This is a genomic window from Streptomyces sp. YS415 (assembly GCF_023544665.1).
Classification (GTDB): Bacteria; Actinomycetota; Actinomycetes; order Streptomycetales; family Streptomycetaceae; genus Streptomyces.
Genome location: NZ_JAMJFL010000013.1, coordinates 91,712 through 117,964 on the forward strand (window position 1 = coordinate 91,712; position 26,253 = coordinate 117,964).

At 66.7% G+C, this 26,253-nt stretch carries 23 protein-coding genes and 2 pseudogenes; 13 read left to right on the forward strand and 12 right to left on the reverse strand.

Annotated features, from left to right (window positions below; genetic code table 11):
- Positions 1-949 precede the first annotated feature (949 nt).
- The 4 genes from M8H82_RS18560 to M8H82_RS18575 form a co-directional block, all read right to left on the reverse strand.
- Complete coding sequence (locus tag M8H82_RS18560; RefSeq protein WP_250075460.1) at positions 950-1,927, reverse strand: CU044_5270 family protein; 978 nt, start codon at positions 1,925-1,927, stop codon at positions 950-952.
- Positions 1,924-2,520: an RNA polymerase sigma factor gene (locus M8H82_RS18565; RefSeq protein WP_250075461.1), complete on the reverse strand. Its 597-nt coding sequence runs from the start codon at positions 2,518-2,520 to the stop codon at positions 1,924-1,926. The genes M8H82_RS18560 and M8H82_RS18565 overlap by 4 nt, the downstream gene beginning before the upstream one ends.
- A gap of 520 nt (positions 2,521-3,040) precedes the next feature.
- On the reverse strand, positions 3,041-4,315 hold the full coding sequence (locus tag M8H82_RS18570; RefSeq protein WP_284049067.1) for an MFS transporter: 1,275 nt from the start codon (positions 4,313-4,315) through the stop codon (positions 3,041-3,043).
- 17 nt (positions 4,316-4,332) lie between these two features.
- Positions 4,333-4,872: a transcriptional regulator gene (locus tag M8H82_RS18575; protein WP_250075465.1), complete on the reverse strand. Its 540-nt coding sequence runs from the start codon at positions 4,870-4,872 to the stop codon at positions 4,333-4,335.
- Positions 4,873-5,453: 581 nt separating this feature from the next.
- Between M8H82_RS18575 and M8H82_RS18580 the strand changes: the two genes are divergently transcribed.
- The 4 genes and pseudogenes from M8H82_RS18580 to M8H82_RS18600 all read left to right on the forward strand — a co-directional run bounded on the left by M8H82_RS18580 (position 5,454) and on the right by M8H82_RS18600 (position 8,428).
- Positions 5,454-5,852 carry a hypothetical protein gene (locus M8H82_RS18580; RefSeq protein WP_250075467.1) on the forward strand — a complete coding sequence of 133 codons (399 nt, stop codon included), beginning with the start codon at positions 5,454-5,456 and terminating at the stop codon, positions 5,850-5,852.
- A 394-nt stretch (positions 5,853-6,246) separates the two neighbouring features.
- Positions 6,247-6,699 (forward strand): DUF5707 domain-containing protein, encoded by a 453-nt coding sequence (locus tag M8H82_RS18585; RefSeq protein WP_250075469.1) that lies wholly within the window; start codon positions 6,247-6,249, stop codon positions 6,697-6,699.
- A gap of 16 nt (positions 6,700-6,715) precedes the next feature.
- Positions 6,716-7,156, forward strand: a pseudogene (locus M8H82_RS18590) (GNAT family N-acetyltransferase); the annotation flags it as partial.
- A gap of 633 nt (positions 7,157-7,789) precedes the next feature.
- Complete coding sequence (locus tag M8H82_RS18600; protein WP_250075471.1) at positions 7,790-8,428, forward strand: Pr6Pr family membrane protein; 639 nt, start codon at positions 7,790-7,792, stop codon at positions 8,426-8,428.
- 421 nt (positions 8,429-8,849) lie between these two features.
- Here the strand turns inward: M8H82_RS18600 and M8H82_RS18605 are convergent, their stop codons facing one another.
- Together M8H82_RS18605 and M8H82_RS18610 are read right to left on the reverse strand one after the other, a co-directional pair.
- Positions 8,850-9,362, reverse strand: a complete 513-nt coding sequence (locus M8H82_RS18605) for a hypothetical protein (protein WP_250075473.1) — start codon at positions 9,360-9,362, stop codon at positions 8,850-8,852.
- On the reverse strand, positions 9,363-10,316 hold the full coding sequence (locus tag M8H82_RS18610) for a hypothetical protein (RefSeq protein ID WP_250075475.1): 954 nt from the start codon (positions 10,314-10,316) through the stop codon (positions 9,363-9,365).
- 1,660 nt (positions 10,317-11,976) lie between these two features.
- On the opposite strand from M8H82_RS18610, the gene M8H82_RS18615 reads away from it, so the two are divergent.
- The 5 genes from M8H82_RS18615 (at position 11,977) to M8H82_RS18630 (ending at position 17,421) form a co-directional block, all read left to right on the forward strand.
- Positions 11,977-14,199, forward strand: a complete 2,223-nt coding sequence (locus M8H82_RS18615; protein ID WP_250075476.1) for a glycoside hydrolase domain-containing protein — start codon at positions 11,977-11,979, stop codon at positions 14,197-14,199.
- 12 nt (positions 14,200-14,211) lie between these two features.
- Positions 14,212-14,673, forward strand: a complete 462-nt coding sequence (locus M8H82_RS18620; RefSeq protein ID WP_250075478.1) for a hypothetical protein — start codon at positions 14,212-14,214, stop codon at positions 14,671-14,673.
- The gene (locus tag M8H82_RS18625) at positions 14,670-15,413 is read left to right on the forward strand and encodes a hypothetical protein (RefSeq protein WP_250075480.1); all 744 of its coding nucleotides are present in this window, start codon (positions 14,670-14,672) and stop codon (positions 15,411-15,413) included. The genes M8H82_RS18620 and M8H82_RS18625 overlap by 4 nt, the downstream gene beginning before the upstream one ends.
- 574 nt (positions 15,414-15,987) lie before the next feature.
- On the forward strand, positions 15,988-16,074 hold the full coding sequence (locus M8H82_RS36810) for a hypothetical protein (RefSeq protein WP_374211678.1): 87 nt from the start codon (positions 15,988-15,990) through the stop codon (positions 16,072-16,074).
- A 774-nt stretch (positions 16,075-16,848) separates the two neighbouring features.
- Complete coding sequence (locus tag M8H82_RS18630; RefSeq protein ID WP_250075482.1) at positions 16,849-17,421, forward strand: hypothetical protein; 573 nt, start codon at positions 16,849-16,851, stop codon at positions 17,419-17,421.
- Positions 17,422-17,794: 373 nt separating this feature from the next.
- Here the strand turns inward: M8H82_RS18630 and M8H82_RS18635 are convergent, their stop codons facing one another.
- A complete protein-coding gene (locus M8H82_RS18635) occupies positions 17,795-17,938 on the reverse strand; it encodes a hypothetical protein (protein ID WP_250075484.1) in 144 nt (47 codons plus the stop codon).
- A gap of 168 nt (positions 17,939-18,106) precedes the next feature.
- Positions 18,107-18,886, reverse strand: coding sequence for an NAD(P)H-dependent oxidoreductase (locus M8H82_RS18640; RefSeq protein ID WP_250075486.1), 780 nt, complete (start codon positions 18,884-18,886; stop codon positions 18,107-18,109).
- A gap of 139 nt (positions 18,887-19,025) precedes the next feature.
- Here M8H82_RS18640 and M8H82_RS18645 point away from each other — a divergent pair, with 139 nt between their 5' ends.
- From M8H82_RS18645 to M8H82_RS18660, 4 genes and pseudogenes are all read left to right on the forward strand, one after another.
- Positions 19,026-19,874, forward strand: a complete 849-nt coding sequence (locus tag M8H82_RS18645) for a helix-turn-helix transcriptional regulator (RefSeq protein WP_250075488.1) — start codon at positions 19,026-19,028, stop codon at positions 19,872-19,874.
- Between the two features lie 11 nt (positions 19,875-19,885).
- Positions 19,886-20,256: pseudogene (locus M8H82_RS18650) on the forward strand (transposase); the annotation flags it as partial.
- A gap of 872 nt (positions 20,257-21,128) precedes the next feature.
- Positions 21,129-22,202, forward strand: coding sequence for a polyprenyl synthetase family protein (locus M8H82_RS18655; RefSeq protein WP_250075490.1), 1,074 nt, complete (start codon positions 21,129-21,131; stop codon positions 22,200-22,202).
- Between the two features lie 107 nt (positions 22,203-22,309).
- Positions 22,310-23,398 (forward strand): polyprenyl synthetase family protein, encoded by a 1,089-nt coding sequence (locus M8H82_RS18660; protein WP_250075492.1) that lies wholly within the window; start codon positions 22,310-22,312, stop codon positions 23,396-23,398.
- On the opposite strand, the gene M8H82_RS18665 is transcribed toward M8H82_RS18660, so the two are convergent.
- The 4 genes from M8H82_RS18665 to M8H82_RS18680 all read right to left on the reverse strand — a co-directional run bounded on the left by M8H82_RS18665 (position 23,399) and on the right by M8H82_RS18680 (position 26,239).
- Positions 23,399-23,713 (reverse strand): hypothetical protein, encoded by a 315-nt coding sequence (locus tag M8H82_RS18665; protein WP_250075493.1) that lies wholly within the window; start codon positions 23,711-23,713, stop codon positions 23,399-23,401.
- 67 nt (positions 23,714-23,780) lie between these two features.
- Positions 23,781-24,731: a wax ester/triacylglycerol synthase domain-containing protein gene (locus tag M8H82_RS18670; protein ID WP_250075495.1), complete on the reverse strand. Its 951-nt coding sequence runs from the start codon at positions 24,729-24,731 to the stop codon at positions 23,781-23,783.
- Complete coding sequence (locus tag M8H82_RS18675; protein WP_250075497.1) at positions 24,728-25,393, reverse strand: hypothetical protein; 666 nt, start codon at positions 25,391-25,393, stop codon at positions 24,728-24,730. Before M8H82_RS18675 ends, M8H82_RS18670 begins: the two co-directional genes overlap by 4 nt.
- Before the next feature lie 72 nt (positions 25,394-25,465).
- Complete coding sequence (locus M8H82_RS18680; protein ID WP_250075500.1) at positions 25,466-26,239, reverse strand: ABC transporter permease; 774 nt, start codon at positions 26,237-26,239, stop codon at positions 25,466-25,468.
- Between the last annotated feature and the right edge of the window lie 14 nt (positions 26,240-26,253).

The following is a 26,253-nucleotide window of genomic DNA, read 5'->3' on the forward strand; positions in this document are numbered from 1 at the left end:
GAGGACTGGGACCGGATACAGCGCGGATACAGAGCCCGGGACATGGATGAGAAGTGGAATGTCTTCGCTGAAGCGATGTCCTCTTCCTGCACCGGAGCTGGACCGGTTACGGCGTCTACGAGGTGTCCTTTGCCTCTGCGGCTGGTCGCGGGCGGAGGATCGCCTCCGCTGTGGTGGAGACCGATGGGGAGCGCTATCGGAGCAGGGGCGCAGAACATGACTGTCTGATGATGGAGCTGATCATCAGCGCGATCGTCCTTGGTGAGCCCGCCGCCGAACTCCGGTCCAGGCCTGTTGAGTTGAACGGCAGGGCTTCCGGAAAGAGTGATCTTCCCTCGAGTGTGGTGGAACACAGTGCTCTGGGGTTGCGCTCTGGACGGTGAGTTCTGCAGCCCCGAGCTGCTGTCACAACCCTGGGCCGTGTGGCTGGGTCAGGCGTTGCATGCGCAGGAACTCGCCGTGCGCGGCGGCCCGTCGCTGCTCGCATGGACGGATGCTCGTTGCTGGGGACGAGGTGGGCGTGCTGCACGTCAATCAATGCGAGGCGTTCGAGGTGAGTCGGATGCGGGTGACCGACAGGGAGCGGCGCGACTGTTGCAGCAGGATCCCGGCAACCTGCACAGACCCCATGTATCCCGAGCGCGGCAACCGGTTGAGCCCGGTGCCGCCCGCAACGGCACCGTGCGTCGGACGTGCCGGTGGGTGATCAGGCAGACGGCGAGGCCGAGGAAGGCTTCGTTCGGATGCACTGCGCGCGTGAGATCAGCGTGTCCTGTGCCGACAAGCCCGTCGTCGCCCGCCAGCGAGCCAGCCGCTCTCACTGCGGCAGGCAGCAAAGCCGATGCCGGACAGCAAAGGGCTGTGGCTTGGGCCGCTTACGGCCCGATGCGAGGTCCGTGGATGCCAAAGGCATGAGTCGAACCCCGTACCGGGCGCTTTTCGCGGGTGCTCAGGGGCGGGCGCCGGGCTTGTCGACTACACCCCAGGCGTCGCGGGCGCTCACGACGAGTCCGTCGCCCTGGCTCGTCCCGAGGTAGGCGTAGCTCTCGGGATCGAAGAAGATCTCCTGCTTCCCCTGCCAGCCCGACGGCACCTTCTCGGCATAGTTCACGCTCACGCTGATCACCGTACGGCCGAGCGGGTCCTTCACACCGGTCGTCACCCGGGCGCCGGGGATCTTCGCGAGCGCCCGGAACAGGCCCGCTTGGACCTTCGGCGGGATCAGCACCGACCGGTACAGCACGTTGATCTCACGCCAGTCACGCTGTGCGCGCGTCTCCCCCTTGATGTCACCGATGGCATGCTCCTCACGGATGCGCTTCATCATGCGGTCGGGGTCACTCGGCAGGGTGTCGAGAAAACGGTAATACTGCCGCTGGGAGCGGTCGTCGTAGCCCTCCTTCTTCCATTTCTCCTCCTGGTTGGGGCCGTACCAGACCTGGAGCTTGTCCGGGTCGAAGTCCGAGATGTCACCGGCCGGGGCTCTGCCGGGCAGATTGGCGTGCCCGGTGCCGTCCCAGCGGGTCCACTCCTCTGCGGTGCGCGGCTTGCCCTGGCCGAAGACGGTCGCCTTCTCGTACACCCACTGCTTCGGGCCGGGTTCGGTCCCGTCGTGCTTCGCAACGGTCGCGGCGGCCAGTTCGAGCGTGTCGGCGGAGGCGCCTGCCGACAGCACCTGAGGACCCTTCGGCGCAGAGGTGCCGGAGCTGTTTGCGGGCAGAGCCGTGATGATGCCGGCGGTCACGGCGAGGGCCCCTGCGGTGGCGGCACCCACCAGGATCATCCGGCGCTGAGGAAGGGCGGCGCGTGGACGGCGGGTGTCCTGGTGGAGCGCCGCGGTGAGGCGGGCTCGCGGCGCGGCGAGCCGGTCGGCGTCGGGAAGGGGTGCGTCGGCGCGCAGGCCGCGGAGTTCGGAGAGCTCGTTCATGCGGGGTCACCTTCGTGTATGCGAGCTTCGAGGAGAGGGGTGTCGCCTTGGCCGGTCGCGGGGCGCAGCTTGCGGCGGGCGCGGTTGAGACGGGAGCGGACAGTTCCGACGGGAATGTCGAGGGCCTCCGCGATCTCCTGGTAGCTGAGGTCGGCCCAGGCGAACAGCAACAGGACGTGCCGGTCGCCTGCGGAAAGTCGGGCCAGCGCCCCGGCCAGGGGCCGGGCGGCGGCCTCGGCGGCAAGACGGTCGTCAGCGGAGTCGGTCCAGCTGTCGGCGATGGGGTCGTGGCCAGTGCGGGCGAGCAGTTTCAGCGCCTTCAGCTCCTGTCGGCGGTGCCGACCGATCTCCTTGGCGGCGATGCCGTACAACCAGGGCCGCACGCCAGCCCGGGTCACATCGAACCGGGCCCGTATCCGGAAGGCCGTCAAGAACGTTTCCGCGGTGACGTCGTCGGCTGCGTCCCGGCCCAGCCGACGGGTGACGTACTGGTGGATCGCCGGTGCGTGACGGTCGAAGAGCGCTGCGAAACGCTCGGGTTCCTCCAAAGAGGCCGCGATGAGCTCGGCGTCGCCGCCGGCCAGGTCGGTCATGGACAGTCCGTCCGTCGGTGGGGTCGGTGGGTGTCAGGATGGTGAGTGTTCACACCCAGTACTCGCCACAAGGCGACGAATGGGTTCACGCCGTCGCCCCAAGGCGACTCCTATGCGGCCTCCCGCAGCGCAGCTGACGCCCTTGCCCCCTCAGGCCCTTGCGCACGCCGCACTATGCTCCGAGCCGGGGAGCGGGGGCCAACTGATCTCTCTCCAGGCCGTCGCACGGTATCCAGCCAGCAGAAACACCAAGCCCACTACCGCGTCTGGCCATACGCCACCTCACGCAACCAGCCCTCGCCCGCCTCTCCCCGCTCAAGATCCGGCATATCAACTTCCTGGGTCGCTACCTGTTCAACGTCGAAGCGAACGGTCCGGCCAGGGCCTGCACTCCTTCCAGGACCTAAACGCCGCCGAGGACGACGTGGATGGACGGCCAGCACCGCCGACCGGCCCAGCCACTCGTCAGGCCTCGCGGGGGTCTGGCTCCCGACTTGTTGTGACGCCTTCACGGCAGGCGTCACAACAAGTCGGATGCATTCTCCTGGGCGGGATCCTTGGATGCCGGGTGATCCGGACCGCCAGCCGGGGCGGCGGCACGCAGCGCCGCTTCGACCCGGCGGTTGCTGGTCATGGATGCTGTGACGGCCGTCATCGCCAGGAGGAGGCCGGCGGCGGCGTAGAGCGGGGTGCGGATGTCGTAGGTGGTGGCGAGCCAGCCGCCGAGGAAGGCCCCGATGGGGGCGGCGCACATAGCCAGCATGCGGGAGGTGGAGGCGACCCGGCCCATCAGGGGGGCGGGAACGATCGCCTGTCGGAGGGAGGGCGCGAGCACCATCGTGGCGCCCATGCCGGCCCCGCAGATGGCGAGCGCCAGCCCGGCGACGTACGGGTTCGGGGCAGCGGCCAGGCCCAGGATGGCAAGCCCTTCGACGGCGGCTGTGCAGGTCAGTGCGGTGCCGGTGCCGAGTCGTCGGCCGAGGTAGGAGGCGATGCCTGCACCGAGCAGGCCGCCTGTGGCCTCCGCTGTGAGGAGCAGGCCGAAGCCGTATGTGTCAATTCCCAGGCGCTCGTGCGCGAAGAGGGCAAGAACGGTCTCCACAGCAAGGAAGGCGACATTCCCGACCGCCGGGCGGAGGGCCAGCCCGAGCAGCACCCGGTCCCGGAAGACGTACGAGGCTCCGGCCCGCGCCTGCCGAAGCAGCGACTCGCGGACCTTCGGAACGGGCCGGGGCATGGTCGGCAGCGTACGGACGAGCAGCGCTGAGACCAGGAACGACACCGCGTCGGCGAGCAGCGGAACGGTCCGTCCGAGTGCGAGCAGCGCACTGCCCGCAGGCGGTCCCGCGAAGCCGGACATGGCGGTCTGGGCTCCGCGCAAGCGAGAGTTGGCTCGCTCCAAGAGTGCGGGGTCGCGGCCGAGCAGATCCGGCAGATAGGCCGTGGCGGCCGTATCGAAGAAGAGTCCGCCGAGGCCGAGCAGGAAGGCGACGGCCGCGAGCAGTGAAATGCTGAGCACGTCGAGTACGGCCGCTGCTGCCGCTATCGCGAGCAGCACCGCACGCGCCGCGTCCGCGATCCACATCACGCGCCGACGGTCCCAGCGATCCACCAGCGCACCGCCGAGCACCCCGAAGAGCAGCCAGGGCAGCGTCCCGGCGGCCGTGATGGCGGCGAGCGCCATCGGATCCCGCGTCAACGTCAAGGCGAGCAGTGGCAGCGCGGCATGCGACACACCGTCACCGAGCGAGGACACCGTCTGCGCAGTCCACAGCCGCCCGAACCCGGTCGGCAACTGCCGTATACCTGCGGTCACTTGGCGCCCCCTTCGGCCGGCCCGCGCGATACCGGGTGGAACAGAGCGAAGACGAGTGACGCGTCCGGCAGTGACGGATCGGACAGCTCCCGGTACTCGTCGGCCAGTGCCTGCAGCCGCGCCCCCAGCTCCGCGAACTGCTCCTCGGTGAGCCGCAGATGCGCCATCCGCACGTGCCGCTCCCGGTCAGCCGGCGACGCCTCCAGGTCGGCTACCGCATGTCGCATCAGGACATCCGGCCCTCCCTCGCCCGGATCCGGCAGCGCGAGCGAACGCGCGGCCATCGCGTAATAGCGCTCGGTGACCCCCCTCACCTTCCGTGTCCGTACCACCTTCACCAGGCCGGCCCGCTCCAGCAGCCGCACGTGATAGCTCGAACTCCCCTTCGCGAGGCCCACCCGCTCGGCGATCTGCGTAATCGTCGCCGGCTCGAAGCGGAGCACGGCCATGATCCGGTGGCGCGTGAGATTGGAGACGGCGCGCAGCTGCTCGTCGGTGGTGACGTGCAGCGTCTCGGGAAGATCGTCGGTAGGCATGGGAGTAATGGTCAACGACTCTTGACCATTGAGCAACGGAATTTTGCACCGACTTCCAGGATCTGCTGTCCGGCGCGCTGTGCCGGGCCGCAAGCGTGCACGCCTTGGGACGAGCTCGTCGTCAATCGGACGGTGTGGGAAAGCGTTGCGGCGCTTCCTCAGCCGCAACATCCTGAGCTGGAGCTGCTCATTCTCGGAGAGAGTCTCCGGGCGGCGGAGGGTCCACTCGGCGACGGTTGAATGCGCTGCCGGTCTGCCGGCTCCGACGGCGTGCAGACCTCTGTTCTACGCGGCAGGCCTCGGCCCCTGAGCGACGGGCACCAAGTCGGCGTCACCAGGCCCCCACGCCCCGGCGACCGGCCGGCGCGCCACCCTCCACACCCTGAAGTGAGGGAACGCGCCCGCGTACCGCCCCCGGCCACAGCCCGTCTCACCGACCGGACCGCAGCCATGGCCGACCACTCCCCCGGGATCACGCTTTTTTCCAAGACCCCCGCCACTCGCCTCCGCAAGTATCACGACGCAACGCAAACCTGTCATGCGCGACCGCCGTGACAGCGGACCATGAAACTGGGGGAACCATGAGGAAATTCGCACGCTTCGGAGCTGCTTTAGCCGTCGCAGCGGCCTGTGCCGCCCTGCCCACTCAGGCCCAGGCCTCGACCAACCCGACCACCTCGACCGCCGCGAGCTGCTACGGAAGCGCCTCCTACCTCAACGCCTACCCCGGCACCGCCGGGACCAACGCCTACTGGCCCAGCCGGGGCAACTACACGTCGGTGCAGGGCTACTGCAACGACATCAACGTCAAGCTCAACTCCACCCGCGACGTACGGGTGTGCACACGCAACAAGTGTCACGCCTGGCACAACGCGCCGGCGAACCAGTGGACCGTCGTGTTCAGCAACTCTGTCGTGGGAGCCGACTACTACCTCCAGTTCAAGGGGCAGTCGTCGGTGGGGTTCTGGCTCGCCGACTGATGATCCATCGCGCCGGTCAAGATCGCCTCGGATCCCGGGCAGTGAGCGCACTGCTGTCAGGAACGGGTGCCGCAATCTTGCGCCTTGCTGGTCGGATTCGATGATGGCCTGAACAGTGTCTTCGGGCAGGCCTTCGCGACGGACGAGCAGCCGCTTGTGAGCGCCGGATGCGCGTTCTTGTGGCCCCCTTCGTTGTCCCTCCGGCCCGGGTAGTCGGCCGAGCAAAGTCGGCACACGGGCGCATGGCACGAAGGGGCACAGCCGGTGTCCCAAGTGCCCAGCCACAGATGAGTATGCGTACTCACGGCCGGGACTGCCCAGCGCGGTGATCATTGATGTGAGCGGCACAGCCAAAGGCGCCGCTCACATCGACACCATCACGGGGAGAACTGTCATGTCTCGAGGCATCATGCTGGGCTCGGCCGCCGCCCTCGTCGTCTTCGGTGGCGCCGGAGCGTTCGCGCTGGCCCACGCCGGGGAGCAGCCGCCCGCCCTGGAAAACAGCAACGCCCGATACACCGCCCCCACCGAGGACCGCGAGGGCTCCCTCACCTTCACCGCCGACGTCACGGCGTCCTCCGGCGTCAAGAGTCTCAAGGTGCTGGCCTGGCCTGCTGAGGGCCCCTTCGCGAAGAAGGGGCTGACCGAGAAGGACCTGGTCGCCGCGGAGTCGGCGACGTGCAAGCCCGCAGGTGAGGACACCGCCCACTGCACCTACAAGGTCACGGTGACCGCCGCCGAGGCCGCCGAATCCGTAGACGGCCGCTGGCACCTCGCCACCCTCGCCACGGCCAGAAACGGCGCCACCGCCTTCGCCGACAAGACGGCAACCTTCACGATCGGCTGAGCCGCGAACTCTCCAGCCAACCTGCACCCATGAGAAGGGGTCCGGCTCGGCCACCCACCTACGCCACGTAGAGCGGGAGCTGGTACGAGCTGCGACGGGCGAGGTCGACTACCTGGCCGTGTGCACTTCCGTGGACCTGCCGGTGGCGATCGGCGGCATCGACTACCAGGTCCGCGAGAAGACCGGAACTTTGCGGCAGCTCGCCGTGCTGCCCGCGCTGCAGTCCTGCGGCCTGGGAACGTTCCTCGTCCGCGCCGCCGAACAACGCATCCGTCGGCGCGGCCTGCACAGCGCCGAACTCGCCGTGGAGGAGGACAACCACCGGGCGCGCGCTTTGTACGAACCCCTGGGCTACGTCGCACACGGCCGCCAACCACAAGCCTGGGACGAGGAAGGAGCCGACGGATCGATCCGCCGCCACGAGATGATGGGCGTCCTGAAGCGAAAAGGCCTGTGAGCCCGCCTGCTTTCCGTCAACAAGGCCTGGAGGCCCGGGTTCGTGGAAGGTGCCGTCGCGGAGCGTCGGGAAATGATCCGTTTGTCCCGCGGAGAGCTGTGTGCGCGTCGGCGGTGGGGAAGCTGTGGTGTCGCCGACGGTGCCCAGGAGTGTTGCGGCGGTCCTGACTGCGATCCCAGGCATTGAGGTCAGGACCTCGGTACGTCGGCGCGCGTGCGGCAGCGCTCCCTCGGAGACCAGGCGGTACATGACCCGGCGCAAGGTGACTTGCATCGGCCCGTACCCCTTCACGATCTCCCGCGCCCGGTCCACCACGGATGACCACCGCGCCCGCTCACGCGCCTGAACCCTTCCGCGGCTGCCGGCCTCCGGATCGGGCTTGCCCGCCGGGGGCTGACCTGTGTGAACGGGCAAAGGTCGGTTCGGGCGTGCCTACCGCCGGTCCCCCGCAGGCAGCAACCGTCCAGCCACCGATGCAGCAGCCGCAGGCTTGGATGGTGGTGTACTTGCGTGATGGAACCAAAGGGGCAAATCGGAGTAGACGGTCTCTGTGGGGCTTCATCCCGTGCGGGCTGCGTTACGGGCTCTGGGTACCTGACGGCGTCGAGACTCTGGCATGGCGCGCTGGCCGCGGTGATCCTCGCGGCACTGACGACACAGATCGTTCTCCTGGTCCTGGGGGAAGCGGACGCCAACTCAGGCGCCGTGGACCCGCAGTCCAGTGTCGGCTCGCGCCTGGCGCGGATGCTCTCGTTCTTCACGGTGGATTCGAATGTGCTGGTCGCGATGGCGTGCGTGGGACTGGTGCTCGGTCCCGGCCGGGACGGGCGGATGTGGCGCGTGCTGCGGCTGACGTCGCTGCTCGCCATCCTGATCACGGGGCTGGTGTTCGTGACCGTGCTGGCTTCCAAGGTGCACCTCTCGGGTGCCGCCCTCTGGTGCACGATCGCGTTCCACTATGTGGCACCGCCGGCGACGTTCCTGGGCTGGCTGGTCTTCGGCCCGCGCGGGCAGACGGACCGGCGCACGCTCGCATGGTCGTTCGCCTGGCCGCTGGCGTGGATCGGATACACCCTGGTGCACGGCGCGATCACAGGCTGGTACCCGTACCCCTTCATCGATATCGGTGCTGTCGGTTACCCGGGGGCGTTGCGGAACGTCGCCGTGGTGTTGGCGATCGGCGCTGCGCTCGCGCTGGCCCTGCGGTGGATCGACCGTCATTTGCCTGCACGGCGTGCTGTCACAGCCGAAGCAGGCGCGCGAGCGCGGTGACGGCCGCATAACCCACGTGGCAGTTCTCAAGGGCTCGTGGAGAGGGCGTTCCGAGAACCAAGCCGCCGGCGGCTTCCGTGGCAGCAGCTCTGTACCCTGCCGCACCGCATCTGCGAGCCCGCACACCCCGGTCGCCATCGCGTCGCGCGTCCGTCCGCCCCGACCGGTCGCTGTGGAAGGTGATGAGGCTATCGAAATGAGTGGCTGTGAGCCTCTCAGCCTCACAGCTGACGTCGGAGGGCCTCGCACATGCGTCTTGGGACCATCTCGCAGGCGCCGGGAGCGCAGGTGCTGCCGGGCACCATCACCGACACCACAACAACTACGAAGCCCGGAATCACAGCAGGGTGCCCACCCCCGCGACCCACGTGAGATGCCGGGACCCCTATTGGCACTTCGGGGTCCCGGCGAACCTGAGGGCTCAGAGACGCTTCGCCGAGGCGTTCTCGTTCTTCAGGGTCGCGGAGAGATTCTCCGAGGGCCAGTAGTCGCCACACGTGGGCGAGAAGGTCTGGTTCACGCCCTGGTATCCGGAGCTGTAGTACACACGGTAACTCGCCACGCACTCACCGTTCGAGGCGGAGGCGGCGTTGTTCTTCACCTCCAGCCCTTCACCGCTGTTGCCCAGGCGGCAAGTGTTGTAGTTCCCCGAGATCAAGCCGTAGTCGAAAACAAACCGAACCAGAATGGCACCGTTGGGCGAGTACCCGTAGTAGTCGGGGATGCTCCGGTTGGCGACGAAACAGGAGCTGGCCGAGTAGTTGCTCGTGGCACTGCGGCTGTTGTAGTGGATGACGAAGCAGTAGGCATTCCCGCTCGATGTGCACTCATCCGCCGCGTAGGATGTGGCGGCGGAGGCGGGAGCCGCGAAGCTCACGACTGCGGCAAACGCACCGACAGCGACCGCCACTCTCTTGAAGAAGCCCGCTCTCATCTACTTCGCTCCCTCTTCGTACGCGGTTACTGCCTTGGCGACTGCCGCGTCCCTTGCCTTCTTGTTCGTAGTGAGCACGCTCTGCCGCTGGGAGATTTTTGTCTCCTGCTTCTCCTGCTCCACCTTGTGCCACGTGCTGACGAGACTGCTCGTCTTCTTGCAGGCGATGTCAGCGGAGGCCAGGGCGATTTCCTCAGCGGAGGGTTCAGCAGCAGAGATCGATTCCCCTACGAGGTCGGGTGCGTCGAAGGGGTGCTTGACCTGGTATCCCTTCGTGCTCATGCACGACGACCATGCCGCCACCGCCGCCACGACGCGGGAGTCGTCACGGGACTGCTCGAACGTCTGAACCTCGGCCTCTTCGGCCTCCGTGGACTGCGGCAGGGGGAAGGCTCGGGCGGCCTCGCCACGGCAACCGCCTTCGGGGACGGCCTTGCCGTTGTAACTACCGTCACTGAGTTCGGGGCCCGAACCGGTGAACACAGCGGTCTCGGCTCCGGGCGCCGGCTCCCAGTGCGGAGACTCGGCCGCCGACTCCACCAGGTGGTAGCCGTTCCTCTGCGCGTCTGCGGCGTCGGTGACACCGTAGCGGCGTCCCATGTCCGACTCAGCCTGCGCGGTGACGATGTCGGCGCTGGGGGCCGGCGGCGCGAAGTCGGTGAATCCGTAGCCACTCATGCACGTGCGCCACTGCTGCTGGACGGCCACCTGCCAGATGTACCGGTCCTTGGCGCTGTAGGTGTACTCGTCCAGCGGCAGCGTCAGCCCTTTCGCCAGCCCTTTCGTAGGGGCCGCCGGAAGAGCGTCCAGGGCGATGCGTTCGGCCGTCTGCCCTGCGGCCGCGTTCCCGGTGGACGCCTCGACGGTGGTAGGGCCGTCGGACTGCTGCGTCCCACAGCCGGTGAGCGCCAGTATGAGTACGGCCGCGCTCAAGCCCTGTCTCGTGGTGATCAATTCTGGATCCCCGTCTTTCAGAAGTGATGTGCGATGAAGTCCGCGCGAAGCGGACGTGGCGGGTGGACCATGCGGGAGGGACGGCATTACCGGTACCGGGCTGCGCTTCGGCGTCGCGAAGGCGACGTCACGTCGATGACGGTGCCGCCGGAGACTCCATGGACGTGACCCGATCGGGTCGATGACGCCCTGGAGCGAACAGGTCCAGACCATCGCACGCCCCAACTAGCCTGGGGTCAAGTCCAGTTACTGGAGAGACGGGCGATTCAGTCGCTTTGAGATCGATCTCGTGATCATTCCGTGCCTGTAGCGACATCGAAGATGTGCACAACCTTTTCCGGCTTCAGCCGTCGTCTACCGTGTCGGAGTCCCCCCACGTCTGTGCCTCGGTGGCCGACGGCCAGAACGCATGTGAGGTCACCCAGCGCCTCACGTGGTAGCGCGAGGGCGCTCGCGGGTTCCTCATGCTCCGAGCCTTGGCATGAGGGCCGATCCGACGACGCTGCGATCGGCCTCTCGCTCGCCACTGCGCAAAGGCCGGTGGGGTCGGCGTTTTGATGCGGTCGCCTGCGACGTAGGTACATGGGTTGGCTTCCTGGCCGGGGCGAGCGGCTGGACGGATTGGCCGATGAGCCAAGCCGGGCTGCGCTGGGCGACGGCCGTCGACATCGACCAGCCGAAGCGATAGCGGTCACCCCCTTACGCGGAGCGCTTGTGCATCCACTCGACCCCCTGCACCTCACCGCTTCAGCCATCAATGCACCGTCAGGAAGAGCAAGAGTCCGCCCAGCGGACGCAAAACTTCAGGGGATGTGAGCAAGGCCACAGCAACACGGTTGGTGACTGTGCTTCAGATGGCCACGCAGCAAGCCCTTACCCAGGGCTGCACGGGCTGACCGAAAATCAACTTCGCGCCGGAGTGATGCGCCTCAAGGCAACCATCCAAGCCAACTGGCCTAGTCAGCACGCAAGTTACGACACAGCGCCCTGATGCCCCTTGGGATGGCTGCGAGAGTTCGCATGCGCGCTCAAGTGGCTGATAATCGCCACTGCCACCTCAGAGGTGACGCATAGACCCAAATCCCGGCAGTTTCACCCCCTTTAGGTGCTACTGGCGCCACGCTGCGTGAGCGCAGGGTGCGGCACTCGATGCTGCATGCACTCGCATTGGTCTAAACCCTTCCCCAAGGACACTTCCGTGCTCTAGCTTCTTGATCACCACAAGGTGTGGGGCCCGGAGACCTATGGGGATGCGTACCAGCAGCCGGGACTTGTCGGCATTGGGGTTCACAGTCAAGCGCTTGTCCGGGGGGACACGCCGATGCGCGGAACCATCGATCATCTAGTCACTCCAACATCGCGTACGGCATCGAACTCGTCACCGGCTGGACTGACAACGCGGCTCGTCACAGGTGGCAGATTTCAAGCGGTCCGACAGGGGCGCGCGCTGATGACTACCTATTTCGCTCGCACCCCCTGACAACAGTCACATAAATGCGCTGCCACATGAGGCGCAAATTCGGCTGACCTACCTCTCCTTACCTGTAGTCATGAACCGGATCGAGAGCGAAGCCATGTCTTTACGGCCGCGAAGCTCGATCGAAACCAGCGATTGAGGCAACTGGGTGCGCACCCAGTGTTTCTGCATGAAAGGATCACCATGGCTGACGAGATGGTGCGTCAAGCTCAAGCATTCATCAACGGAGTTTACGGCGGAAAGCTCGGAATTGATCGCCTCCCGGAGACCGGGGTGACTGGTTGGCCGACCATGTTTGCGTTGACTCGCGCCCTCCAGTACGAGCTCGGGATTACGAGTCTGTCTGACACCTTTGGCCCTACCACCCTGACCACGCTCACCTCGAAGTATCCGGTGCTCAATAGCGGCACCGTGCCCTCCCAGAATTTCGCCAAGATCATCCAGTCGGCCTTGTACTGCAAGGGGTACGACGGAGGCTCGATGGATGGCGTCTACAATTCGCGCGTCCACTCATCAGTCGCGCTCATGAAGAGGGAAATGGGCGTCGACTTTACTTGGCCAGGCGGCAACCTGGAGCCCAAGGTATTCAAAGGGTTGCTCAACATGGATGCGTACCGCCCTGTCAACGGGGGCTCGGATACCATCACAGCCGTCCAGCGGTGGCTAAACGGATCTTACGCACTGCGCAGAGACTTCAACATCATTCCCGCAGACGGACACCACTCGCGAGACGTTGCCAAGTCGATGCTCTTCGCTGTTCAGTACGAGCTTGGCATGGCCGACGGCACCGCAAACGGAGTATTTGGGCCAGGAACGCAAAGCGGCCTCAAGAGCCATACCGTTTCACTTGGCAGCTCGGGGCCTTGGGTAAAGTTGTTCAGCGCCGGCATGGTACTGAATCAAAGGCCTGCAGCTTTCACCTCCACGTTTACTGATGGTCTTGCCCTTGAAGTTTCTCGCTTCCAGTCGTTCGTGAAACTCCCCGTTACCGGTACGGGCAATTTCTCAACCTGGGCGTCTCTGCTCGTTTCCTATGGCGATCAGTCCAGGAACGGCGAGGCCTGCGATGGGGTCACCCTCATCACCAATGCGCGTGCGGCCACTCTGAAGGCCCAAGGAATCAAATACATCGGCCGGTATCTGACCAACCCCGTGCCCAATGACACCAAGCTGCCACAAAAGGAGATCCAGGCCGGCGAACTCCAGACCATCGCCGACAACGGACTGCGCTGTTTCCCTATCTACCAAACCTTCGGCCGTGACGCCGACGGCTTCACCTATCCGCAGGGGCGCGCGGCTGGGCAGGCTGCGATCAATGCCGCACTGGACCACGGCTTCAAAGCAGGAACCCGAATCTTCTTCGCAGTAGACTTCGACGCCCTGGACGAGGACGTCACCAGAAACGTCTTGCCGCATTTCAAAGGTATTCAGGACGCCATCGCCGATGATGGGAGTCGGTTCGAAATCGGAGTCTACGGACCGCGCAACGTATGCACTCGTGTTTCCGAAGCCGGCCACGCTAGCGCATCGTTTGTCTCCGACATGTCATCAGGGTTCTCCGGAAACTTCGGATACCCGCTGCCTGAAAACTGGGCCTACGATCAAATAGTCACTCGCACAGTAGGCTCAGGCGATGGTTCCATCAACATCGACATCAATATAGCGTCCGGCCGAGACACCGGCCAAGGGTCCTTCAACGCCCCCCGCGCCCCGCTCCCCGACACCCGACTCGATCCGAATGTCATCGGGGCCATGCGGACCGACGTCGGCAAGTACATGGAGTCGATCGGATTCCCGAATGATGGCGGATTCAGATCGCATACGCATGAAACATGCTTCAACACGTTCATGGTCGAATACGATCCCGCAATCACGATACTCGCCTACCGTCACAACATGCGCAAAGCTCTCATCCAGGCGAGTGCGTATTGGGAAATGAGGCACATCGACGCTGTCGATGTGAGCGTAGACCTGGAAGTGCGGGCAGAGTTCAATGCGACAGGCAGCTTCAGAGACAGCTCCACGGGTATATGTCAGATCTTCGGGAGGACGGCCATCACGGCGTGGAACTATGCGATCCGTAACGGATACGCGGAGGGAACCATCCACGATCCCGCCACCGATGAAGACAAATACAACATCTGGGAAGATTGCGGCACAGACGATCAATTTGCGATATCCACGGTGCCCCTCATTCATATCTGGAACGCTGCCGGAGCACCTGGCGGCCTCCTGGAGGAAGCGCCCCTCCGCAATATCGGCTACTACTACAAGGAGACCGAGATTTATCAGGTCTTGCGCCGTTACCAAGGGGGAGAGGATTCGGTGGCGGCCGAACATGCGAGGCAGCGGATGGCGCTCTACCAAATACTCGAGAAGTACAACGCAATCTCTCGTAACGTCTGACAGGCTCCTCGCATGATTGATGCCTCGAACGATGTGTACATCCTGCTCGTGCTCGCTCTCGGCCTTGGCGGCATGGTCGCCACGGTGTGGCTGGCCATCCGTGCAGCCGTCCTGTTGACGCGCGCCGGCAGGCATCGAACCCTCCTGGCTCTGCTCAGGGCTTCCGCTGCCCTGACGTGGATGTGCGCTGTAGGGGTGTACACCTGGGGTGCTCTGCATCTGATGCTGCTGGACGAAAGTTCGCAAGCACAGGAGTGCGCGGAGCGGTTGACGCGAGAGCAGGTCAAGTCCGTTGAGGGGTACGAGTATTCGTTCGTCCCGCTGCGCTTCACGTGCCGAGTAGCGGGTGGGCAAACCTACGACGCCGTTGTGCCCGGATACGTGAACCCTGCAGCGGCCATTTTGAGTGTTTCCGCGGCTGTTCTGACAGCCATCACACGCTCGCACAGCCAGCGTAAGGAGATAACGAAGTGACAGAATCCCCTTCCCGTCGGACCATACTGCGGCGCTTCTCTGCCGTAGCCGTCGGTGCGGCAGTCGGCTCGCAGGTACTGTCCCTTCCTGCCGGCGCGGCCAACAGGGATCCCGACCTGGACAAGTTGCGCGAGTCAGTCCGCAAGGCGCAGGAGCGCAACAAACGTGTACAGTCTGGCATTCCATCAAAAAATGGCTGGGAGATGGAGAAAGTCGCGGACAATCACGGCAGCGTTTACGGCAGACCCGTGCCCGGAGTCCCCATCGCGGATGTCCAAATGCGGATGGCCGAGGTAGAAACCGTCCTCGTACATGTCATCAGCCGCTTCCACTATGAGATTGACAGCCTCCGCAAGGGCGACGTGAGCGGCTGGCGTAAGCCGGGATCCGTTCGCAAGGGACTTGGCGAGTCCAACCTCGCGTCCGGTACAGCCGTCCAGATCCGACCGGGCTCCTACCCTTCGGGCGCGCGGGGAGGTTTCTACCCGATGGAAGAGTTGGTCATCAGGGACATTCTCGCCGAGTGTGAGGGCGTGGTGCGTTGGGGCGGAGACGACCGGAATCCGGACGAGTCTCTCTTCTACATCGATGTGCCGCCGGGCGATGCGCGTCTGATCCAGGTCGCTCAAAAGATCAGAGAGTGGAACTACACGCCAGGGAAGGGTTCCGGGGTTCTCGTAGACCCACTTCAGCCGCAGCGTCGTAAGGCCGCAAAACGACTGGCTGCTCAGCAGGCATGACGTACACAAGAGCAGGGTTCCTTGCCGCAGCTGGCGGGAAGGAACCCTGCTTTGCTGTGTCGCCCGAAAGATCCTGGGCTCAGAGCTTGCAGGGGATCAAGGTGTTGCCTCCCGACCTGAGAGTCGTTGGCGCGGTATGCGCATCCCTGACGCGACCCGTAATCAACTCGCTATGGAATTAAGGCGGTTGCTTCCGATTCTTGAACGAGCGGCAGCGGCGGCTGTCGACGCCCGTGGAGGCCCCGGTGAGTGGAACGACGGGAGGAGCAACTGCCGGACGATGCCACGACGTTACGCTGCGCCTACTTGCGCAGGTGGAGGCCCAAGACACTGACAGGCGGTAGTCGCTGGCCTTCGAACTCACCGTGACCGCGCGCTCCGGGCGCTGGACCATCGCAGCGCTTCACAACCGCGGACCCGCGGGGCGGGGGTGAGCGCTCGTGTGATGCTCGCGGGCAAGCAACAGCTTCCGCGGCTGCTGCATCACGCCAATCCGGGCGGCTGCCCGATCGGGTGCGCGAAATACACGCGGCTGTCCACACCCTGCTCGACCTAGGGTGTCGGCCCGCGGACAATCGCCCGCCGGCTCGGTCTGGCCCGCAACACCGTGCGTCGCCTGGCGCACGCGACCACCGCGGACGGCTTGCTGGTCGGGCGGTAGGCCGGCCTACGCAGCATCCTCGATCCGTTCAAACCCCATCTGCGCCGGCAGGGGGCCGAGGGCTGCACAGTCACCCACCGGCTGTTCGAGGATCTCCGTGACCGCGGATACGCGGGCGGCGAAGGTGTCGTACGCCGTCACATGCACCAGCTCCGCACACCCTTTCCCCACGACGATCCGCCCCGCCAAGTCCGTCCGCGCGAGTCTTGACGGCCGGCTCACCCGCCGCCCCGAGCACCTCGACGACGACCAAGCACCACACCTTCGGTCAATTTCCCTCCCGATACCCCGCGCGCGGGGCCCACGGAACGAGCGTGTCCAAGCCGACGACCTGCCAGCCCTGCACGGTTCAGCCTTATCGGCTTGCCTCAACGCTGCCCCTGTCTGCCAGCTACCTGCCAGCGCGAGGAGGGCAGCAATAGCCGCCGATTCCATGGTCATCGCCGCTCGTTCCTGCGCCGCACTCTCGTAACGGTGCCGGAGGATTTTCCGGAATGTGACGTTCCAGGCTTTCGGTGTGAAGGGCGGGGTACGCGCGCGTTCATGGCGTGGCCGATACCACTGGAGCGGCGCGCCCGACACATGTGCCGATAGAGGGACGAGGAGCACAGAATGCGTTTAGACAGGCGGGTCGCAATGATGGCAGTGGCCGGCATATGCGCCTTGGGCGCGACTGGCTGCGGCTCGGACGACAGCGCCGAGGAAGCGTTCGAGGGTGAGAGCGCGGATGCGATCGCGGCGAAGGCTGTCGAGGCGACCAGGGATGCCGCTTCCATGCGCATGAAGGGTCAGGTCGCGGAGTCCGGCCAGAGCATCTCCATCGACATGGCGGTGGACAACCGGAGCAACTGCGAGGGGACCATCACCCAGGGTGGCTCGAAGGCCGAGGTGCGACGGACGGGCGAGACTCTCTATCTCAAGGGCGACGAGAAGTACTGGCAGACGAGCCTCAAGGGTCAGCCGGGATCGGACAAGGCCGTGGACAAGGCGGCCGGCAAGTGGGTCAAGGTCCCCGGCCAGGACGACGAGATGGCCGGCATGTGCGACAAGCAGAAGCTGGTCGCCGCACTGGACGAGGACAAGTCCGAGCGTCAGGGCATGAAGAAGGACGGCACCGCCGAGGTCGACGGGACGGAGGCCGTCAAACTCACCAAGGAGTCCGGCGGCGAGACACACACTCTGTTTGTCGCCGCCGAAGGCGAGCCCTACGTCCTCAAGTCCGTCGTGGAAGGCGGCGACGCCCCGCAGTCCACGACCTTCAGCAACTACGGCGACAAGGTCGAGCCCGAACAGCCCGCGGCCGGGGACAGCGTGAGCATCGAGGAGATCGTGGGCGCCTCGTCGTAGGACGCAGCAGTCACACGTGGCTGGCGGGAGGCATCGAAAGCCCAGCCGCCCCCTCACCACCCGATCCGGCGGCTGCCGTGGCCCATTCCGGCAGTCCTGCGAAGCCTCCGGAGACAGCCAGGCCAACCGCCTGGCTGTCTCCGGTGCCGGTGAGCGGGACAGCGGGGCTTGCACTGCCGTCGCCGCCGTAGGAGCCCGCCTCCGTCGAGTCACACTGTGTCGGTGCGCAGATCGGCAGCTGCCACCTGGCACCTCACCTGACCTGCCAGCTCCCACCACTCGGGCTGGGAACAAGGTGTTGCCGGACGGACGCCGGGGTTCCATGGTGGTCTCGCGCCCCAACTCGCTCTGAGGTGCGACGTTGCAGGCTTCGTCATGCGAGTATCTGGCGCTTGCGCATCTTGCTGCAGTCAACGTGGCCTTCGACGATGCCGGAGTTCCAAGGCAGGGCCATTCCGACGATGACGGCGTTGATGTCGCGGTCGATGCCGACATCGATGGTGTGGAGGCTGGGCACGTCGTCCTGCAGGACGGCGTCGAGCCAGACCGGAGACGCTGGCCCTGGCGGTCGGTGGGCCTTGACGCGAAGGACCAGACGTGAGCAGGCAGCCGGCCACCACTGCCACCACGGCCCGCCGACTGCTCTCGGGGCGGGTCTCAGCTCGTCCTGTTCCAGAGAAGTCGGTCAGCCGCGCACGTGCAGTCCGAAACCCGTGCGACCCGCCGGTTCCAGCCCTTCCTTCAGGCGCAACGAGGGGATCTCGTAGTCGCCGAAGTTCTGCCGCCGGAATGCGATCGGCTCGGTCGACTCCAGGGTGAGCAGGCGCTGTTCGAATGCCTTGGCGACGTCCGAATAGTCTTCGCCGGTCATCCGGTCAGCGCCGTACAGCACGAACGGCGGCAGCACCTCGATGCCCGGGAAGTAGAGGATGCCGTGCTGGATCGGGAACAGCAGATCGTCGATGGGGCCGTTGATCCCGCGAGCGGCGTAATGCGACTCCGGGCCGCCCGCGGTCACCGACAGCAGAGCCCTCCTGCCGGCGAGGGTGCCTTCGCCGAAGCGCTCGCCGTACTTGGTGTCGCTGTGCTCGCCGACGCCGTATGCGAAGTGGTACGTGAAGACCCGGTCCACCCAGCCCTTGAGGATCGCGGGCATCGTGTACCACCACAGCGGGAACTGGAAAATGATCGTGTCGGCCCACAGCAGCTTCTCTTGCTCGGCGAGTACGTCCGCGGTGAGTGTCCTGGAGTCGAAGGCCCGGCCCGAGTCCAGGGCGACCTTCAGCGGACGCGAGGCGTTGGGGCCGTAGTCCGCGGCGTCCACGACCGCCTTCCAGTTCATCGCGTACAGATCGCTCACCCGTACCTCGTGCCCGGCCCTCGACAGCGTGGACACCGCGAGGTCCTTCAGGGAGCCGTTGAGGGACTTCGGCTCCGGGTGGGCGTAGACGATGAGCGTCTTCATGGGAACTCCTTCGGATCGGATGCCTCCGATCCTGGACGCCACGGCGCCCGGCGTTCAGGGGCTCATGTTCCGTCGGACGGGACTTCCTGGTAACGGCAGGACCACCATCACGGGCCTGCGCCGAGGCCATACTCGGTACATGGACGATCTCGCGGGCTTCCTGCGGACCCGGCGTTCCCGGGTCGACCCGGCGGCTGCCGGCATCCCCACCGACAGCCGCCGCCGGGTCGAAGGGCTGCGCCGCGAAGAGGTCGCGCACCTGTCCGGAGTGAGCGTCGACTACTACGTCCGGCTGGAGCAGGGCCGCGCGACCCAGCCCTCCGAGCAGGTTCTCGACGCCCTCGCCCGCGTCCTCGGCCTCGACGAGACCGAACGCGGACACCTCTACCGGCTTGCCCGGCAGCGCCGCCACCGCGCGAAGGCGCCAGGCGGGCGACTCCGGCCGGAGCTGCTGCGCGTCCTTGACCTGGTATCCGACGCGCCCGCGCTGATCATGAACCACCGCATGGACGTACTCGCCGGAAACCGCCTCGCCAAACTCCTCTACGGCCGCCCGATGCCGGGCCTGAACACCGCACGGCACATCTTCCTCGAGGAAGCCGAGCGCGGACTGTACGCGGACTGGGAGAACTGCACCCTCGACGTGGTCGGGCACCTGCGCCTGGCCGCCGGCAAGTACCCCGAGGATCCCCGCCTGGCTTCGCTCATCGGCGAGTTGGCGATGGGCAGCGAACGCTTCCGTCGCCTCTGGGCACGCGCGGACGTGCGCGCCCGCAGTCATGGACGTAAGACGTACCGGCACCCCTTGGTCGGACTGCTGGAACTGCACCATGAAAACTTCGCCCTGCCGAACGAATCAGGCATCGAGCTACTGGTGCTGTCCGCGTCCCCCGCCAGCCCCGCCGAGGACGGACTGCGCCTGCTCGCTGGCTTGTCCGCTGACGACAGCAATGCACATCCCCCAGCGAACGCCCACATCCGCGAGTAACTCCGACGCGGGACGCGTTCATCGTCGCGGACGCGGCCCGCGCGATGCCCTACACGCTGCGGGCGATCGACGGCGAGGACGAGACGATCGCCGAGCTGGAGATGATCGTCGGTTTCGACGACGATCTGTCCGGTGAAGCGACCCGCGTCGCCAACCGGCCCCATGGCCCTGCTGACGCAGGTCCATCCGTCGCTGGAGCGGGTGTTGGGGCCGTGGTTGCCACACCCGGCCGTCCTCACACTGCTGGAACGGTTCGGGGTCGCCGGCCCAGATCCGCAAGGCCGGACGGCGGCGGCTGGTCACCCTGTTACGGCCGGAGGCCCCGCGGATGGCCGAGCGGCTGGTCGAGGACATCTTCGCCGCGCTGGACGAGCAGACCGTGGCGCGGGAGGTGGCACCGCCCACGCTCTTGCGGGAACCGGAGTGCCCTGATGGGGCATGCACCGTCAGGGTGGCCCGCCACAGGCCTCGCCCGCCGACCACGACCTCCTCCGTGCCCGGGTAGCCGATCATCACCCCGGCAGGCCGGACCGCCTGCGGATCAGCGAGGTAGGCGCGGGCGCCGCCAAAGCCGCCAGTGTGCTCGTCGACATCCAAGAGCACCGCCAGCCCGCCGGCCAGGTCAACGGCGCGATCCGCGAGGTGGGCGGCAATGGGGCAGAACACCGCCGCGGCGAGCATGCAGTCCACCGGGCCCCGGCCGCGCAGTCACCCGTCCACCACATCCCCAGGCGGGTGGGAAGGATCAGGCGGTCTCATCACCGGAAGGAGCGGTGTCCACGCGCGCATCCAACGTCCACCAGGCGCCGGGCCTCTCACCGGGGATCTCCACCCGCAACCCCACCACAGCACCCACCGGGTCTGGGCCGACTGCGACAGACTCTCAAGTACGGTTCTCCCTCCCTGGAGTTGCGCCGCTGCCGGCAGCACAAGAACGGCGTCGATCGTCTCCACCACTCGCGCAGACGCGCGCCCCTCCCGCCCATGGTGACCAGACCCCGCCACCGCCACGCGACCAAGCACAACCGCACACCCGAGTTACGTGCAGGGCGCGTCACGGGGAGGGCCCAGGTGAGGCGTGTTCTGGAGCCGTCTTGTTCGTTGATGAGGCATGAAGATCACGCGGGTGGTCCTTCCTCATGAACGGACCCGGTGCAGTCACAGTCAGTCCCTCTCAGTCCGATGGGGCGGTCGAGGCCTTCTGCCCTCGATCCACGGCCGTTCGCCCGTCGACGTTGCCGGGAGGGTCAGCCGGTGACCTCAGGCGTGATGGACGCTCAGGAGATCGATCTCGGTGCGGTGCGGGAGCAAGTCGACGCGGTGCTGGAGGACTTCCTCGCAAGCAAGGCTCGCGCAGCCACTGGACGGGCCCATCCCGTCGAGGTGGTGGACACCTTGCGGGACTTCCTCGCCGCTGGCGGCAAACGTATCCGCGCCCTGCTGTGTGTGGTCGGTTGGCATGCCGCCGACAGAGACGAGGACGCCGCGGCCGTCCTGCGAGTGGCGGCGTCCCTGGAGCTGTTCGTGGCGTTCGCCCTCATCCACGACGACATCATGGACGACTCGGCCACCCGCCGAGGCCGCCCTGCGGTCCACCGTGCCCTGGGGACGCGCCTTGGACCGTCCGCACGGGCGGAGCGACTCGGCGCGGGCGGCGCCCTCCTGGTCGGCAACCTCGCCCTGATCTGGGCCCAGGAGCTGCTGCACACCGCACCTCTGTCCCTCGAACGGCGTCGCAGGGTGAACGCTCTGTACGACGCGATGCTGGAGGAGGTGATGTACGGCCAGTACGTGGACGTGATGGGCACAGGCCCCGATGACGACGTCGACGCCGCTCTGCAGATCGTCCGGTACAAGACCGCCACAGCGACTGTCCAGCGTCCCCTGCAGCTGGGAGCCTCCGTCGCCGGTGCCGAGGACGCCACCCTGGACCTGTGCACCGCAGTGGGCCTGCCCCTGGGAGAGGCGTTTCAGATCAGGGATGACCTGCTGGACGTCTTCGGCAGCACGGACGGTGCGTGCACCCCCGGCCTGGGCGACCTCAGAGAGGGGAAGCGGACTGTTCTTCTCGCCCTGGGACTGGGTGCGGCCACCCCGGCGCAGCGGCGTCGCCTTCGCGACTTGGTCGGGCGGGTGGACCTGGACGAACACGGGGCGGCCGAGGTGCGGGCCATCCTGGAGGCGACTGGCGCGCGGCGGCGAACCGAGCACATGATCGCTTCACGTTACGAACAGGTCCTGCGGGTGCTGAAGACGGCCGCACTGCCGCCGGCCGCGTCCCGGGCTCTCCACGGACTGGCCCTCACCGCCACTCGGTACACCTCCTGACGCTCGTAGCTTCCGGCACCCCCGGCCGGACACCGAACTCCAGCACCATCACGCCCGTCGCGCGCCACGTCTGGTGAGCGCATGGCCTTACGAATGGAGCCGTCCTCGTGACCTCTACCGCTCTCCCCGCCGACCAGGTCAAAGAGCGCTTCACTGCCTACGAACGCCGCTTCAACACACGCTTCGAGCGGTACTTTCGCGACCTGGCAGACACCTTCGACGCCCCGTCGCCCAGCCGGTTCACTCCCGAATGCCTGGACTTCCTGCGGGACGTGTCCGTGCGGGGCGGCAAGCGCCTGCGGGTGGCGCTCATTTACGAGGCGGCCCGGCTGGTGACGCCGGATCCCGTGCCCGGCCTTGAGGAGGCCGCGCTGAGCATCGAACTGCTCCAGACTCACGGGCTCATCCACGACGACATCATCGATGACGGTCCCGTCCGCCGGGGCGGCCCCTCCACCTACTACGCCTATCGGGAGAGGTTCCCCGACCATCCGCAGGACGCGCTCGGGCTGGCTGTGCTCGCCGGCGACCTCGCGCTGGTCCTGTCCCTGCAAGTACTCCTCGACTCCCCGGTCTCTCTCCCGGTCCGCCATGCCATGGTCGGAGTGCAGACTGCGGCGGCCTCCGCAACGATCGTGGGGCAGATCACGGATATCGAGCGGGACTTCACCCCCGTCCCGTCCGAAGAACTCCTGCACGCGGTGTCCGACTACAAGACCGCCCGCTACTCGGTTCTTGCTCCTCTGCAGCTGGGTCTGCTGGCCGCGGGCGAGGAGCCGGGCCGCTTCGATGCGGAACTGCGTCGCTACGCATGGCTCGTTGGCATTTACGAGACGATGCGAGACGACTACCTCGATCTGTTCGGCGATGCGCAGACCATGGGCAAAACCATCGGCCGCGACCTGCGCGACGGCAAGCGCAGCTACACCGTCAGCGCGCTGCTGCAAGCCGTGAGCGGCCCGGAGCAGGCGGTGGTGGATGCCGCCTTCGGTGACTCCTGCTGCACCCCGGAAACGGTGGCCGCCGTCCGGGAGATCGCCACGCGGCACGGCGTCGAGCAAAAGCTGCGGGCGGACATGCAGCGTTATGCGGAGCTGGCCTCGGCGGAAGCAGCCGGCTGGCGGCCGCGCTGGCGCGAGGAAGCCGTCACCCTCTTCGAGCACCTGCCGCTGTGGAGCGTGGAACGGGCTCTGTGATCATTTTGCGGACGGCCCTGGGGCGGCTGCGGCCGCTGGCGGTCCGGCCGACGGCCGGTCGCCGGCTGCCGTGAGGTCTTCCAGAGCCTGCTGCCACCGTGTGGGCAGGCTCTCGGCGCCGGGCAGAGCTTCGTCGATGCGGAAGCAGGCGCTCACATGGTCCGCGTAGACGACCACGGCGACCGCCAGGGGCGCGCCGGGCGGGCAGCACATGAGGGGATCGATCCGGTCCACGACAGCGTCGCCGTAGCCAAGACGGGAGCGCATGACCAGATACGAAGCGGCGAGAGTGAGCCGGCCCGGGGCGGTACTCACGGCCACGAGGTACTGAAGAAGCCCGACAGGCAGTCGGGTAAGAGCCGCGCGGAGTACAGCTCGGTGTTCAGGGGACTTCAAAACCGCGGTGACCGTACGGGTACGGGCAAGCCGCTGGGTGAGGGGGAGGCAGTCGGCCGGGAGGTCGACGCGGGTCAGGAAGAGGCGGTTTCCGGGGTCCCCGACTTCGTCGGGTGTGCGCAGACTGACGGGGATCATGACGGGGATCGGAGCCTCGGCGGCGCGGCCAGGCGGTGCTCGCCCATTGCGTGATCGCGTGGCCCAGGGCAGTGAGGAAGACGTCGTTCATGCTGGCGCCGCTGGCACGGGCCGCCACCCTCGGCACCGCCGCGGGCACTTGGGCCCACAACGTACGGCGGCGGCTCGACAACGGCTGCGAAGGCGAGGTCCACAGATGGTGTTTCCTGAGGTGCCGCACCAGCACGGCGGTGCTACGAAGCACCTGCAGCAGCCGGGGTCGTGGCCCGGCAGGAATGCTCCGCAGCACCGTCGTCGACGGCTCGGCCGGCCTGTCCGGCCCGAAGAGAGCTTCCAGGACCATGGCGACGGTGCCGCCGTCCTGGACGGCGTGATGGGTCAGGTACAGCAGCGCGAACCCGTCGGCAACGTGCCCGTGCAGCAGAACCAGGCGCCAGGCCGGGACGTTCTCGAGCCAGGGCTCTCGCGCCAGCTCAAGCACCGCGGTCTCAAGAGCTTGTGGACCCTTGCCCACGCGACGTGCGCTGACATGATGCGCTGGGTCGGGAACAGCGTGCACCCACTGCGCCTGCTTGCCATCACCGTGCAGGAGGTGCTCCATGCAGGGAAGGCGGAACAGGCGGGCGGCCACATGCTGTTGGAGATCCGACAGCTGGGGCACGGCGCCGGTCACATGTAGCACGGCACCGATGGTCGAGGAGGCATCGGGGTGCTCCGCGCGCCGCTCGATGTCGCGCAGGAAGACATCGGCGGCGCTGGGCGCCTTGAGAAGCGTTCGCGGCTCCGGCATCTCTGTCATCGCAGGAGATCGAACGTCGTGCCGGCGACGACCGCGCCCACGCCCGCCCCGACCATGACCTGGGCGATGGTGTGGCATCGCAGCCGGACCCGCGACCAACCGATCAACACCACCAGCGGCGCCGACAGTGCCCACGCCGGTCCGTACAGCGAGGCGAGAACTGCGAGGGCGCCGGCCGCGACCGCGCAGTGCACCGACACCTTCCAGAAAAAGGTGATCGCCATGAGGGCGATCAGCACGGTCAGCATCGCCGCTACCAGCGCGCACACGACGCGCGCACCTCCCAGCCCGTACAGCAGCCCCGTACCGGCACATACCGACGCCAGGACGACGGGGCCGGCCACCAGACGTTCCTGGCGCTGCCGTACGTGCCGGTCGCTCCAGTAGCTGCGGCGCTCACCCAGGCTGAGGATCACCGACGGCAGTACGCTGGTGAACACAGCGGCGAACAGGCCCCACTGGGCTCCCGTGGCCCCCTCCGCGTGCCATCCGAGCAGCGGCGCCAAGGCCAGCATCCAGTTCCTGGGCTCGAAGCCGTCGCTGACGAGCCATGCAAAGCGCGCGTCGCCCCGGTCTGGCACGCCGGGATGTTGCCCGCCGGGGGGAAGCAGGCTGGGACCGTCATCCCGCTCTGGCACCACCGCAGCTACTTGCTCGGACATTCAAGCCTCCTGCTGTCGCGCCACGTGACGAGCGGATACGTCCACCGGCACAACGACACCGAACAGCCCTGGTCACGGCGCCGAAGCGGTCTCCTGGACACCCGGCACCGATACTCCGGCCGGCCGGTGAGTGCGAGTGCGTAGGGCGAAGGCGGCCATTCCGAGTCCCGCCATACCCAACGCCCATGCGAAGCCCTGGAGCAGACAGCTCCAGGGCATCACGTGCAGACCGGCGGCCGTTACGACGCTCTGCACAGCGCCGTGGGCAGGCAGGTAGCGCACCAGGGCGCTGTCCGCCTGCGGGTTGATCAGCGGGTTCTGCAGCAGCAGATCGATGGAGCTGATCATGATGGCCAGGAACATGCCGGCCAGCTCACTGCGCACCACTGCCGCGAGCACGATGCCGATGCTGCCGTAGATCAGCGCCCCGGTGAACATTCCGGCGGCGAGGAGCACCGGTTGTGTCGGTCGCCAGAACAGGTGCATCCACGCGGTGACATAGACGGCGACCGCGGCCGCCACCAGCACGAGTGAGGCGCATTTCGCCGCGGCCAGACAGGATCGCGGAAAACCGGAGCGCACCAGACGTCGGTCGAAGTGCGCGGAGCGGGCCGTAGCGACGAACATCATGAAAGCGACGACCAGTGCGAGAGCCTGGAGCGCCCCGACGATCTGGGTCAGCACGTTCCCTTCCAGCACCATGAAGCGGCTGACCGGACGGACGTAGAACCGCAGCGGTGCCTGCGCCACCACCTCGAAGGCGAGTGTCGTCCACAGCGGCACGAACAGGAGCACGATGAGCAACGCCAGGCGGTTACGGGCCTGTTCGATCAGCGCGAAGCGCATCGCCGTGCCGAAGC

Excerpts from the sequence above, each read along its gene's own strand:
- M8H82_RS18630 (WP_250075482.1), top strand. The coding sequence starts at position 16,849 with ATGCGCATGAAGGGTCAGGTCGCGGAGTCCGGCCAGAGCATCTCCATC.
- M8H82_RS18640 (WP_250075486.1), bottom strand. The coding sequence starts at position 18,886 with ATGAAGACGCTCATCGTCTACGCCCACCCGGAGCCGAAGTCCCTCAAC.
- M8H82_RS18615 (WP_250075476.1), top strand. The coding sequence starts at position 11,977 with ATGGCTGACGAGATGGTGCGTCAAGCTCAAGCATTCATCAACGGAGTT.
- M8H82_RS18675 (WP_250075497.1), bottom strand. The coding sequence starts at position 25,393 with ATGTCCGAGCAAGTAGCTGCGGTGGTGCCAGAGCGGGATGACGGTCCC.
- M8H82_RS18620 (WP_250075478.1), top strand. The coding sequence starts at position 14,212 with ATGATTGATGCCTCGAACGATGTGTACATCCTGCTCGTGCTCGCTCTC.
- M8H82_RS18645 (WP_250075488.1), top strand. The coding sequence starts at position 19,026 with ATGGACGATCTCGCGGGCTTCCTGCGGACCCGGCGTTCCCGGGTCGAC.
- M8H82_RS18585 (WP_250075469.1), top strand. The coding sequence starts at position 6,247 with ATGTCTCGAGGCATCATGCTGGGCTCGGCCGCCGCCCTCGTCGTCTTC.
- M8H82_RS18565 (WP_250075461.1), bottom strand. The coding sequence starts at position 2,520 with ATGACCGACCTGGCCGGCGGCGACGCCGAGCTCATCGCGGCCTCTTTG.
- M8H82_RS18580 (WP_250075467.1), top strand. The coding sequence starts at position 5,454 with ATGAGGAAATTCGCACGCTTCGGAGCTGCTTTAGCCGTCGCAGCGGCC.
- M8H82_RS18670 (WP_250075495.1), bottom strand. The coding sequence starts at position 24,731 with ATGACAGAGATGCCGGAGCCGCGAACGCTTCTCAAGGCGCCCAGCGCC.
- M8H82_RS18680 (WP_250075500.1), bottom strand. The coding sequence starts at position 26,239 with ATGCGCTTCGCGCTGATCGAACAGGCCCGTAACCGCCTGGCGTTGCTC.
- M8H82_RS18575 (WP_250075465.1), bottom strand. The coding sequence starts at position 4,872 with ATGCCTACCGACGATCTTCCCGAGACGCTGCACGTCACCACCGACGAG.
- M8H82_RS18560 (WP_250075460.1), bottom strand. The coding sequence starts at position 1,927 with ATGAACGAGCTCTCCGAACTCCGCGGCCTGCGCGCCGACGCACCCCTT.
- M8H82_RS18605 (WP_250075473.1), bottom strand. The coding sequence starts at position 9,362 with ATGAGAGCGGGCTTCTTCAAGAGAGTGGCGGTCGCTGTCGGTGCGTTT.